An 11,894-nucleotide genomic window follows, 5' to 3' on the forward strand; every position below is an offset into this window, starting at 1 on the left:
GAGGGGGCGCCGCGGCGCCGAGACAACGCGGGCGACTCAGGTGGGAGGAAGCTCCAGCACTTCGTCCCCATGGCCGTCGCGCTCGCCGGTCGGGCGCCAGCCAAGCCGACGATAGAAGCCGTGCGATCGGTGCGCCGGGTTGTCGGAGCACCCCAGGAACAGGCGCTGGTGCCCCAGCGCGCGCAGCTGCGCGACCATGCGGCCCAGCAACGCGCGCCCGAGTCCCTGCTTTTCATGCGCGGGCAGCAGTGCGAGCACGACGATCTCGCCGGTCCTCGAATCTCCGAAGCAGTAGCCGGCCAGGCGGCCCTCGACCTCTGCGACGATCCCCGGCAAGGTTCCGTCACGCACCTGCCCGGACCAGGACGCTTCAGTGATGCCCAGCTCGGCCAACCGCGCCGCTGGGACGGCATTCTCCCGGGTACGTCCGCGCAGTTCGATGCAGGCGGCGATGTCGGACGGCAGGGCCGGTCGCAAGGAGAAGCGCCGGGTCGGACGCCACTCGACCAGGCGCCCGCCGTCCATCACGCCGATCCAGTCGCCGATCGACTCGGCCTCGTCGGGGTCATGGGTGACCATCAACGCGGTCTGGCCGGCGGCGCGCAGGATGTCGCGCACCTCGCCGGCCAGGCGGTCGCGGGTGGTCGCGTCCAGGCTGGAGAACGGCTCGTCGAGCAGCAGCAACCGCGGCGATGGCGCCAGCGCACGCGCCAGCGCGATCCGCTGCTGCTGGCCACCGGACAGCTCATGCGGCATCCGCGCGCCGAGCGAGTCCAGGCCCACCATCGCCAGCAGTTCCTGCACGCGACGGTCGCGCTCCGCGCGCGGCCGGCGCCGAAGGCCGAAGCCCACGTTGGCCGCCGCATCCAGGTGTGGAAACAGCGCGATCTCCTGGAACAGCAGACCGACGCCGCGTCGCTCCGGCTCGACATGCAGGCCGGGGCCCGACAACAGCTGTCCCGCCAGCGCGATGCGGCCCGCCTCCAGCGGCTCGAAGCCCGCGATGGCGCGCAGCGCCGTGCTCTTGCCGCAGCCCGACGGACCGAGCAGGCAGGCGATGGTCCCCAGCGGCTGGGTCAGCGACAGACCACGCAGGACCGGGGCGGCGGCACCGGGATAACGGACCTGGAGGTCCTCGAGGGACAGGGTGCTCATGTCGCTTCCTTCATCGGCATGAATGCGGGAGACGCGTCGGCCGAGGGCGATGCCGACGCGGGTTCTCGGCTCAGCAGCAGCACCGCCGGCAGCCCCACCGCCACGATCAGCAGCGCCGCGAGCGCGCCGTGCTCATAACTGCCGCGCGCGGCCTCGGCGTACAGCAGCGTCGGCAAGGTCTCGAAGTTGGCCGGCCGCAGCAGCAGCGAGGCCGGCAGTTCCTTCATCACATCGATGAACACCAGCAGCGCGCTGGCGGAAAGCGCCGGCCTCAGCAGCGGCAGGTGGACCCGGCGCAGCGTGCCCCAGGGCGATTCGCCCAGGCTGCGCGCGACCTGCTCCAGCGGCGCCGGCAGCCGCGCCAGTCCGGCCTCGACGCCACCGATCGGCAGCGCCAGGAAACGAAGGACGCAGGCCAGGACCAGCACCGCGCCCAGGCTCATCAGCGGCAAGCCGGGCAGCCCCAGCGCGGCGGCGATCCCTCCGTCCATCGCCAGCGCCGGCGGCAGCAGCCCGATCGCCAGCACCGTGCCGGGGATGCCATAGCCCAGCGCCGCGCTGCCCAGCCACCACGCGCGGCGGCGCCCCGCCCCGCCCGTCGGACGCGAGGCCCAGGCGACGATCAAGCCGGCCCCCACGGCGATCGCGGTCACGCCGAGCGCCAGTCCCCCCGAGTTCATCGCCCCGGCCAGCACCTCGGGGGACAGGCCGTGCCCTTCGGCCGCACGCTTGCCGGCCAGCACCGCCAGATGGCCCGCCGGCAGCACGAAGCCGACCAGCACCGGCAGCGCGGCCGCCGCCGTCGCGAGCCCGGCTCGCAGCCCGCGCAGCCGGCGCCGCGGCGCGGGCCGCATCGCATGGACGGTGCCGGCGCGACGACGCCGTCGCCCCTGGCGTTCCAGCCAGACCAGCAGCGCCACCATGGCCAGCATCGCGCAGGCGATCTGCGCCGCCGCGCCCAGGTCGGAGCGGGTGATCCAGGTCGTGTAGACGGTGGTCGTCAGCGTGGTCACGCCCAGGAACTCCGAGGCGCCGACATCGTTCAGCACCTCCAGCAGCACCAGCCCCACGCCGACCGCCAGCGCCGGCCGCGCCATCGGCAGCGCGACCCGCCGGAACGCGCCCCATGGCCCCTCGCCGAGCAGGCGCGCGACCTCCATCAGCCGGGCCGGCTGGGTCGCGAACATGGCGCGCATGCTCAGGTAGACGTAGGGATAGAGAACGGCCGAGAGCACCAGCACCGCGCCCATCATCGAGCGCGCATCGGGCAGGCGGAACTGGCGCGGCGATTCGAAGCCCAGCAGTGCGCGCACCGCGCTCTGGAAGGGGCCGATCGGATGCAGCAGGTCCACGTAGCTGTAGGCCGCGATGTAGGTCGGCACCGTCAGCGGCAGCAGCAGCGCCCATTGCAAGACGGCGCGACCGGGGAAGTCGGTGCGCGTCACCAGCCAAGCGCTGCCGGTCCCAACGAGCGCCGTCAGCAACCCGACGCCGGCCAGCAAGGTCGCCGTCTGCGCCGCCGCGAGCGGCAGCACATGCGCGGCGAGATGGCCCCAATGCGCGGCCCCGGCGCCAAGCGCCGTCCAGGCGAGCGCGACGAGCGGCGCCAGCACCGCCAGCGCGATCGCCGTGGCCATCGCGTGCCAGAGCGGGCCGACCGCGCGCGGCCGGCCGAGGACCGTCCTCACGCCCTCACTGGTCGAAGGCGACCTTGTCGATCAGCAGGCTGGCCTGCTTGCGATGACGAGCAATCTCGGTCAGCGGCAGGGTGTCGGCCTTGACCGGCCCGATCGCCGACTGGATCAGCGGATCCAGCGCGACGCCGGCACGCACCGGGTATTCATAGTTGGTCTGCGCATAGAGCTGCTGCGCCGGCTCGGACACCAGGAAGGCCAGCAGCGCCCGCGCCGCGGCCGGGTTGGGCGCATGCTTGGCCAGCGCGGCGCCGCTGATGTTCACATGCGTGCCGGAGCCCTTCGCGGCGAAGGTCGGCTTCAGCACCTGGATGCCGTCGCCCCACTTGCGCGCGTCGCTGCCCGGCTGCGACGACTTCATCTGGCCCACGTAATACGAGTTGGCCAGGCCGACATCGCAGATGCCCCCCAGGATGTCGCGGGCCACGTCGCGGTCGCCGCCGGTGGGCTTGCGGCCGAGGTTGGCCTTCAGGCCGCGCAGCCACTGCTCGGTCCGGGCCTCGCCGTCGTGCGCGATCATCGCGGCCACCAGCGCCGTGTTGTAGGGATGCTGGCCGGAACGGGTGCAGACCTTGCCTTTCCACTTCGGGTCGGCCAGGTCCTCGTAGCGGATCGGGCCGGCCTTGAGCGCCTGGTCGGCGTACAGCACCCGGGCCCGCATCGACAGCGCGGTCCACTGCCCGTCCGCGGCGCGCAGGGTGGCCGGCACCGCCGCCTCGACCTCGGCCGACTTCAGCGGCTGGGTCACGCCGCCCTCGACCAGGTCGACCAGATTGCCCACGTCCACCGTCATCAGCAGGTCGACCGGCGAGCGCGCGCCCTCGGCCTTGACGCGCTCCAGCAGCCCATCCTTCACGAACACGGTGTTGACCTTGGTGCCGGTGCGGGCGGTGAAGGCCGACAACAGCGGCTGGATCAGCGCGACCTCGCGCGTCGTGTAGAGCGTCAGTTCGCCGCCGGCCGGCGCCGCGGCGCGCGCCACCGCTGGGGCGACCGCGAGGGTGATGGCCAGGCCGGACAGCGCCAGCGCCGCGGCGGCCCCGATCGGGCGCAAGGAGGGTCGGAAGGAGGTCGTCAGTGAGCGCATCGTGGGTCTCTTTCGCTGGCATCCCGGAGGACGGTGGAACCGGAACCTGTCGATGAGAATTACTCTCATCTGAGGAGTGGCGCACTTTAGGTGCTGGCCTCCGAAGCGGCAAGGAGACAAATACTGGGGGAGGCGAAGGAATTGATGCATGCCGTCCGGCGGCGCCCGCGCGCTCGGGTTTCCGGGCCTTCGGGGCGCCGGAGGACCGCCGGTCGCTCAGGCGGGCTCGGCCGGCGGGGCCGTCTGCGGCAGCGCCCGGGCGCCCGCGGCGATCACGTCCGAGATCTCGCCGATCACCTGGCGCAGCCAGCGCTGGGCGGGATCGGGCTCGGCGCGCACATGCCAGACCTGGCTGATGTCGATGCCACGCAGCGCGAAGGGCAGATGCCGGCAGGCGAGCTGCCCCGCGAAGCCGGTCGCGGGCACGAAGCTGTCCGGCAGCACCGTGATCAGGTCGGACTGCTGCACCGCCATCGTGCCGGTGAAGAAGCTGTTGACCGTCATCGCGACGGTGCGCTTGCGGCCAATCATCGCCAGGGCGTCGTCGACGAAGCCGTGCGCCCGTCCCGCGAAGCTGACCCGCAGGTGCTGCGCCGCGCAGTAGGCGTCCAGCGTCAGCGCGCCGGGCGCGGCCAGCGGATGGTCGGCGCGCATCACGCAGACATAGCGGCTGGCATAGAGCGCCTCGCGGCGGAAGGCGGCGCTGTCGTCCTCGACCAGCAGTTGCTCGGTCAGGTCGGGGAAGAAGCCGATGGCCAGGTCCGCCCAGCCCTGCTCCAGCAGCTCGCGCGGGTCGCGGGTGGTCAGCGGCACCACCCGCAGGCCGACATGAATCCCCTCGTCCAGGAAACGCCGCGCCAGCTGCGGCACCACCAGGGCCGCGGTGGCGTCGGCCATGGCCAGCGTGAAGCTGACCGTGTTGCCGGCGGCGCGGGGGTCGAAGATCTGCGGCTCCAGCGCCTGCTGCAGGCTGGAGAGCGCGCGCCGCACCACCGGCCACAGTGCCTGGGCATGCGGCGTGGGCTCGACGCCGGTGGAGGACGGGATGAACAGTTCCTCGTGGGTCGCCTCCCGCAGCCGGCGCAGCGCATTGCTGACGGCCGGCTGGGTGATGGCCAGCCGATGCGCGGCCCGGGTGACATGCCGCTCTTCCATCACCACGTCGAAGACGCGCAGCAGGTTCAGGTCCAGCGTCCGGAAGTTGACGGGGCGGGGGATGCTCATGCGCCGGATGCTAATTCCGTCACGGGTCATTTCTGGCGGTGATGGCCCGATTCCGAAGCGCAATTGGCGTGCCCTACGTAAAAACCGCAATATCTCGGCCATGGCGCAAGGCCACCCGCCAAGCAAGCGCCACCGAACATCACCTCAGAAGGGAACCGCCATGATCACCACCACGCTGAATGTCCAAGTGATGGCTGCCGACGCAGCCCGGGTCCGCGCCGCGAGCGCCGCCGGCGAGCGTCTGGTGAGCCTGGCCCTGCGCGCCGGCCACGCGGTCGTCGAATTCGTCAACGCCGCCGCCGAGATCCGCCCCCGCGATGCGGTGCTGCAGGCCGCCTCCGAGCAGTCGGCCGAGCGCCCGGACCTGGCCTTCTCGCTGCGCCGCGTCGCCCGCAACGGCTGGATGATGTATTGATCGAGTCTCCTCCGGACGCCTGACCCGCGTCCGCTCCTGCAAGGATTGAGCCGGGCCGAAAGGTCCGGCTTTTTTCTTGGGATGATCGCCCGCATGCCCGATCCGACCCTTCTCGACGCCGCCCGCTTCGCCGGCGGCCATGCGTTGGCGATCTACGCCGTGCTCCTGCTGCTGGTGATGCTCACCGCAGGCCTCGTCGCCCGCGCGCTGCTGCCCCTGCGCGGCTCCTCGGTCGCGACGCCCGAGCCGCTCTCCCCCATCGCCCTGCTGCTGCGCTTCGCGGCGGGCTTCGCCTGCCTGGTCGGCGGCGCGATGCTGTTCGCCGCGATCGCGGAGGAGCTCCATGCCGAGCCGACCCTCGGCCAGCTCGACGAGGCCTTCATCGTCGCGATGATCGGTCAGGTGCCCGACGCGGCGCTGCGTGCCTTCTACCTGCTCACCCTGGTCGGCAACCGCGAGACGCTGATCACCCTGGGCGTGGCGGTCACCGTGGGCCTGCTGGTCCTGCGCCGCCGCGGGCTGGCGCTCGGCTGGGCGCTGGCGATGCTGGGCAACGGTGCCCTCAATCCGACGCTGAAGCAGGTCTTCGAGCGCGCCCGGCCGATCCACCCGACCCGCTGGCTGACCGAGGACGGCTTCAGCTTCCCCAGCGGCCACAGCTCGGGCGCCGTGATCGCCATGGGCATGCTCGCCTACCTCGCGGTGCGGCTGCTGCCGCGGCGCTGGCATGTGCCAGCCTGGATCGCGGCCGCCGGGCTCGCCTTCTCGATCGGCGCGAGCCGGGTGTTCCTGCGCGTCCACTTCCCGAGCGACGTCCTCGCCGGCTTCGCCTCGGGCGCGGCCTGGCTGACGGTGTCGATCGCCAGCATCGAGCTCGCGCGCTGGGCGAAGCGCCGGCGCATCGCGGCTCAGGCGAGCGGCGTCGAACTCACGCGCTGAAACTGGCCCGCGGTCTCGTCGACGTCCCAGCGCTCGACGACGGCCGCCTCGCCCCGCTCGGTCCGGATCAGGTTCACCGAATTGGGGATGCCGCCCCGCACCCGCGTGCTCAGCGCGGTGCCGGCCTGGACGGCCCAGACCGGCCGCGGCAGGTCCGGCCGGTGGGCATGCAGCGGCAGCACGTAAGGCAGGTGGATGTGGCCCCCGACGATCGCATCGACGCCGGCCTCCGCCCAGCGCCGCGCGGCTTTGGCATGACCGCGCAGCAGGTTCTCCAGGTCCGACGCGCGTGTCACCGCCACCGGCTGGTGGACCGCCACCAGCTTCACCTGACCGGCTCGCGCCCGGGCCAGCCGCTGCGCGGTGCGCTCGATCTGACGTTCCGAGACTTCTCCGTTCGTGTGCCGGTAGCGCCGGGTCGTGTTGAGCGCGATCAGCAGCAGGTCGTCGGTCTCGAACTCGCCGTCCCGGACCGGACCGAAGGCGCGCTCGTAGCGCTGGTAGGGATGCAGCAGCCGCGTCGGCAGCGCATAGAGCGGGATGTCGTGATTGCCGGGAATGACCAGTTGCGCCGGAATGCCAAGCTTGTCGACGAAGGCCCGGGCGCGGGAGAACTCGATCGGCCGCGCGCGCTGGGTGATGTCGCCGGTGATCAGCAGCACATCGGGCCGCAGCTCGGTGCACAGCCGCTCCAGCGCGGCCAGCGCCATCGGCCGCTCGGTGCCGAAGTGCGGATCGGACATCTGCAGCACGAGCGTCATCGCCCGGACTCCGCCTCGGCCAGGCTGGCCTGGGCCTGTCGGCGCTCCTCCGCCAGACCCGGGGGGCGGATCAGCATCAGCCGGTGGGGCGAGACCTCGAAGCGCAGCGGCAGCCGCATCCAGAGGACCTCCCCGTCCGTGGCGACCTTCACCCGCCGCGCGCCGAAGCGCCGATCCCGGACCGTCAAGCGGCGGAAGGCGAAATTGACGATCTGGTCCGCCTCGGCCAGGCGGCCCATGGCGCCGCGCACCAACAGCTTCAGCAGGCCCCATCGGCCCACCGGCTTGAGCATCACGCCGGCCAGCGCGCCCTGGTCGATCGCCTGCGCCTCGGGCAGGCCGACCTGCTCCATCTGCAGCGCGTTGTTGCCGACGAAGACCGTCGGCGTGCGGACCTTGCGCGGTGGGCCGTGCGACTCGATCGTCAGCCCGAGGCTGCGATGACCGCGCAGGATGGTTGCGAGCACCGCCCCGATGGCGATGACCCGGCTGCGGCCGAACTGCCGCTTCCAGACCTCGCGGTCCTCGAGCGACTGCGAATACAAGCCGAGGCTCGCATTGACGAGGAAGACCCGGTCGTTGAGAAACCCGACCTGGACCGGCACCGCGCGCTCCTCGAGCAGCACGCGCAGCGCGCCGTCCAGCTCGGCGGGAATGCCGTGGGTGCGCGCGAAGTAGTTGAAGGTGCCCCGGGGCAGCACGCCGAAGGCGCAGCCGCTGCCGAGCACCGCCTGCGCGACGCAGTTGATGGTGCCGTCGCCGCCCGCGGCCACGACGACGCCACCGGCCTCGGACGCACGCCGCACCGCCTCCCTTGCCGTGTCGGCCAGGCGGCCCGGCTCCTCGACAGGCAGCAGCTCGCAGACACGGCCCGCCGCGCGGCAGGCGGCCTCGACGGCGGGACCGAGCTCGTCACGATCGCCTCGGCCCGAGGCGCGGTTGAACACGACGAAAAGCGGCGCGGAGCGAGGCGCGAGCGGCACGGACATGGGCGTTGGGCGCGGCGGCGGGCAGGAAAGTCGGGACGATACCCGCCTCGGCAAGCGGGACGCCCGACCGGTCGCCGTGACCCGGCGCGGCACTACCGGCCGCGCACTGTCACGGCCTGGCCCTCGCGCCGGTCGGCCCCGCGAGCGCGGGGCGGCACGCCGCCGCGTCGTTCAGGCGATGCCGCCGGGCAGGGGCGCGTCCGGATGCACCAGCCGCGCCTGACGCAACTCGCGCCAGAAGTCGGCGGGAATGCGCTCGTTGAGCGCGGCCCGGTCCTCGGCGAGGCGTTCCGGCTTGCTGGCGCCGGGAATCACCGCGGCCACCGCCGGATTGGCGAGCGCGAACTGCAGGCCGGCCGCCTTCATGCTGATGCGGTGGCGATCGGCGATCGCCTTGATGCGTGCGACCTTGTCCAGGATCTGCGGACTGGCCGGCGCGTACTCGAAGTTGGGACCGCCGACCAGCGCGCCGGAGCTGTACGGGCCGCCGACGACGATGCCCAGCCCTTGCCGGGCGACCTCGGGCATCACGCGCTGCAGCGCGCGTTCATGGTCGAGCAGCGTGTAGCGGCCGGCGAGCAGGAAGCCGTCGGGCCGGGCGCTATCGAGCGCCATCGCCAGCTCGATCGGCTCGACCCGGTTCACGCCCAGGCCCCAGGCCTGGATCACGCCTTCATCCCGCAGCCGGTCCAGCGCCTTGAACGCGCCCTTGCGCGCGGACTCGAAGACGCCGAGCCATTCGTCGCCGTAGAAGTCCTGCGCGACGTCGTGCACCCAGATGATCTCGATGCGATCGGTCTTGAGGCGCTGGAGGCTGTCCTCGATCGAGCGCAGCGTCGCATCCTCGGAATAGTCGTTGACGATCTTGTTGGGACGGCCGTACTTGAAGACCTCGCCCTTCTCGCCGAAGTCGCGAGCGCTGACGTCCTCGATCTCGTCCAGCACCAGCCGCCCGACCTTGGTGCTGATGACGTAGTCGTCGCGCGGGCGGCCGGCGAGCGCCTCGCCCATGCGGATCTCGGCCAGGCCGGCGCCGTAGAACGGCGCGTTGTCGAAGTAGCGGATGCCGTCGTTCCACGCGGCATCGACGGTCGCCCGGGCTTCGGCCTCGGGGATGTCGCGGAACATGTTGCCCAGCGGCGCGGTGCCGAAGCCGAGCCGGCCGGGGAGCAGGTCTTTGAGGGCCATGGGAGTCCTTTCCATCGCAATGAGGGTGCTACCAATCTAGAGCCTGGACCGCGATTCATGAAGCCGAATCGGGTCCTTCAAGCCGGCCTTGCCGGTGTGACAGGGCGCGCATCGCCCCGGGGCGCGAGCAGCAGCGCATCGATCAGGGCCCGCACGCCCGGCAGCGACGGCGCCTGCGCCGTGTGGCACAGCAGCAGCGTGCGACGGGCCCAGGCATCGTCGAGCGCCACGACGCGCAGACCCGCCGACATCTGCCGCCTCGCCGCGCCGCGCGGCATGACGGCGACACCGGCGCCCGCTTCGACCAGGCGCGCGACGGCCTCGAAGCTCGACACCCGCACCCGATGCTTCGGCACCCGACCGCTGCGCGCCGCCTGCGCCTGCAGGAATCGACTCAGGCCCGCCTCGGCGCCCAGGCCGACGAAGGGCCGGTCCAGCAGCTCGACGAAACGGATCGACGCCGCCCGCCGACGCGGGCTCGCCGGCAGCAGCGCGACCAGTTCGTCTTCCAGCCAGGGGTGGGCGCTCAGGCCGGTGGTGTCGACATGGTTCGCGACCACCGCCACATCGGCGACACCGCCTCGCAGCGCCTGCAACGCGGCGTCGCTGGCCATCTCCTGCAGCTCGAGGTCGAGGTCCGGATGCGCGGCCAGGAAGGGCCCCAGCCGCGGCGGCAGCGCCTCGACCATCGCCGCCGTGTTGCCCAGCAGACGGACCGTGCCGCGCAGCCCGTGCCCGAAGGCCGACATCGCGACATGCAGCGAATCGAGCTCCGCCAGCACCCGGTGCGCTTGGCGCGACAACGCGCGGCCCGCGTCGGTCGCCACGGCGCCGGTCTTGGAACGGTCGAGCAGGCGCACGCCGACGCGATGCTCCAGCGCCTTGAGCCGCGCGCTCGCCGCCGCGAGCGACAGGCCCATCGCCGCCGCACCGGCGGTGATCGAGCCCTGCGCGACCACCGCCTCGAACAGCTGCAGGTCGAAGGGATCGACGCGGTAGTCGATCGGTCGCGCGGCGGGGCGGGAGCGGGTGTTGGCGGCAGTCATCGGGCCCATCCTCTTGCAGAGGCGAAGGATATCCGCCGCACATCGAGATCGACACCGCCCCCTCCGGCGATGAAGATGCGGCGCATGCAGTCGATCTCTTTCGCGGCGCTCGCGCCCTGGCTCGGCATCGGGCTGGTCTTCGTCCTGGCCGGCGGCGTCAAGGGCATCACCGGCATGGGCCTGCCGACGGTCGCCATGAGCCTGCTCGGCCTGTGGATGGCGCCGGCGCAGGCCGCCGCGCTGCTGGTGGTGCCCGCCCTGGTGACCAATGTCGCGCAGTGTCGCGGACCGGCGGGACGGCGGCTGGTCGCGACGCTCTGGCCGCTCTGGGCCGGCCTGGCGATCACGACGGTCTGGAGTCCCGACCTGGCCACCCTCGTGCCGATCGACGCGCGGCTGGCCTTGGGCGCCATCCTGATCGTCTACGGGCTCTGGGGGCTGTGGAAACCGGTGGTGCCCGCAGTGGCGGCCGACGCCTGGTGGATCGGCCTGGCCGTCGGACTGGCCACCGGCTTCGTCACCGCGGCCACCGCCGTCTTCGCGCTGCCGCTGGTGCCCTACCTGCAGGCGCTGCGCCTGGACAAGGACACCATGATCCAGGCGCTCGGCCTGTCCTTCACCGTCGCGACGCTGGCGCTGGCGGCGCGGCTGCAGGCCCTGGACGGCGAGGGCCTGCTGTCCATTCCGTCCCTTGTCGCCCTGGCCGGCGCTGCGGTCGGGCTGGCGCTCGGCGCGGCGGTGCGCGCCCGCATCAGCGCCACGACCTTCCAGCGCGCGCTGTTCCTGGTGTTCATCGTGCTGGGCGCGGCCAACCTGTGGCGCGGGCTGTGAGCGCCGGGCTTTTCACCGATGGAAGCTGCGCCGTCGGCGCACGGCTCGAGCGCGCCTACCGGCTCGCCTTGTGGCTCCAGGACTCGACCCGCGACCGGTGTCCGGCGGACGCCGACACGCACGCCTTCGCGATCCAGGTCGCCGCGGCCGAGCTGGTCGAGGTGCTCGACGAGGCGCGTGCCTTGCTGGTCAGGGCCAGCGTCACGCCAGCCGGAATGCCGATGCCAGCTCGTTCATCCGCTCCGCCTGATCGTTGAGCGACGCGGCCGAGGCGGCCGCTTCCTCCACCAGGGCAGCGTTCTGCTGGACCATGCGCTCGACGTCGGTAAAGGTGCCGCGCAGCTGCTGGAGCCCGCCGGCCTCCTCGGCCACCTCATGAGCGATCCGCTCGATCTCGCCGCCGACCGCGCCGATGCCGCGCTCGATGGCCGCGATCGCGGTGCCGGCGGCCTGCACCTCCGCTTGGCCGCGCTCGACGCGGGTGACCGATTCGCCGATCAGCACCTTGACCTCGCCGGCGGCGGCGGCGCTGCGCTTGGCGAGGTGGCGCACCTCCGCGGCGACA

The 11,894-nt window shown here is 72.4% G+C and carries 12 protein-coding genes; 3 read left to right on the forward strand and 9 right to left on the reverse strand.

The features are described 5' to 3' along the window. Positions 1 to 36 precede the first annotated feature (36 nt). The 4 genes from CS062_RS07875 to CS062_RS07890 all read right to left on the reverse strand — a co-directional run bounded on the left by CS062_RS07875 (position 37) and on the right by CS062_RS07890 (position 5,160). The gene (locus CS062_RS07875) at positions 37 to 1,155 is read right to left on the reverse strand and encodes a GNAT family N-acetyltransferase (protein WP_099860982.1); all 1,119 of its coding nucleotides are present in this window, start codon (positions 1,153 to 1,155) and stop codon (positions 37 to 39) included. After that, the gene (locus tag CS062_RS07880; protein WP_099861017.1) at positions 1,152 to 2,792 is read right to left on the reverse strand and encodes an ABC transporter permease; all 1,641 of its coding nucleotides are present in this window, start codon (positions 2,790 to 2,792) and stop codon (positions 1,152 to 1,154) included. Before CS062_RS07880 ends, CS062_RS07875 begins: the two co-directional genes overlap by 4 nt. A 55-nt stretch (positions 2,793 to 2,847) precedes the next feature. After that, a complete protein-coding gene (locus CS062_RS07885; protein ID WP_099860984.1) occupies positions 2,848 to 3,936 on the reverse strand; it encodes an extracellular solute-binding protein in 1,089 nt (362 codons plus the stop codon). A gap of 216 nt (positions 3,937 to 4,152) precedes the next feature. Further along, positions 4,153 to 5,160, reverse strand: a complete 1,008-nt coding sequence (locus CS062_RS07890; protein ID WP_199174198.1) for a LysR family transcriptional regulator — start codon at positions 5,158 to 5,160, stop codon at positions 4,153 to 4,155. 160 nt (positions 5,161 to 5,320) lie between these two features. On the opposite strand from CS062_RS07890, the gene CS062_RS07895 reads away from it, so the two are divergent. Further along, positions 5,321 to 5,575 (forward strand): hypothetical protein, encoded by a 255-nt coding sequence (locus CS062_RS07895; RefSeq protein ID WP_099860986.1) that lies wholly within the window; start codon positions 5,321 to 5,323, stop codon positions 5,573 to 5,575. 93 nt (positions 5,576 to 5,668) lie between these two features. Next, complete coding sequence (locus CS062_RS07900; protein ID WP_158238705.1) at positions 5,669 to 6,514, forward strand: phosphatase PAP2 family protein; 846 nt, start codon at positions 5,669 to 5,671, stop codon at positions 6,512 to 6,514. Here the strand turns inward: CS062_RS07900 and CS062_RS07905 are convergent. From CS062_RS07905 to CS062_RS07920, 4 genes are all read right to left on the reverse strand, one after another. Then, the gene (locus tag CS062_RS07905; RefSeq protein ID WP_099860992.1) at positions 6,484 to 7,275 is read right to left on the reverse strand and encodes a metallophosphoesterase family protein; all 792 of its coding nucleotides are present in this window, start codon (positions 7,273 to 7,275) and stop codon (positions 6,484 to 6,486) included. The genes CS062_RS07900 and CS062_RS07905 overlap by 31 nt on opposite strands. Beyond that, positions 7,272 to 8,264, reverse strand: a complete 993-nt coding sequence (locus CS062_RS07910) for a diacylglycerol/lipid kinase family protein (RefSeq protein ID WP_099860994.1) — start codon at positions 8,262 to 8,264, stop codon at positions 7,272 to 7,274. The genes CS062_RS07905 and CS062_RS07910 overlap by 4 nt, the downstream gene beginning before the upstream one ends. Before the next feature lie 171 nt (positions 8,265 to 8,435). Next, complete coding sequence (locus CS062_RS07915; RefSeq protein WP_099860996.1) at positions 8,436 to 9,452, reverse strand: aldo/keto reductase; 1,017 nt, start codon at positions 9,450 to 9,452, stop codon at positions 8,436 to 8,438. A gap of 77 nt (positions 9,453 to 9,529) precedes the next feature. Beyond that, positions 9,530 to 10,498 (reverse strand): LysR family transcriptional regulator, encoded by a 969-nt coding sequence (locus CS062_RS07920; protein ID WP_158238706.1) that lies wholly within the window; start codon positions 10,496 to 10,498, stop codon positions 9,530 to 9,532. An 84-nt stretch (positions 10,499 to 10,582) separates the two neighbouring features. Here CS062_RS07920 and CS062_RS07925 point away from each other — a divergent pair, with 84 nt between their 5' ends. Then, positions 10,583 to 11,329 (forward strand): sulfite exporter TauE/SafE family protein, encoded by a 747-nt coding sequence (locus tag CS062_RS07925; protein WP_099861020.1) that lies wholly within the window; start codon positions 10,583 to 10,585, stop codon positions 11,327 to 11,329. A gap of 201 nt (positions 11,330 to 11,530) precedes the next feature. On the opposite strand, the gene CS062_RS07930 is transcribed toward CS062_RS07925, so the two are convergent. Next, the coding region (locus tag CS062_RS07930) for a methyl-accepting chemotaxis protein (RefSeq protein WP_233217966.1) at positions 11,531 to 11,894 on the reverse strand (364 nt) is incomplete at its 5' end.

Source organism: Roseateles chitinivorans, assembly GCF_002761755.1.
In the GTDB taxonomy this organism is placed as follows: Bacteria; Pseudomonadota; Gammaproteobacteria; order Burkholderiales; family Burkholderiaceae_C; genus Roseateles; species Roseateles chitinivorans.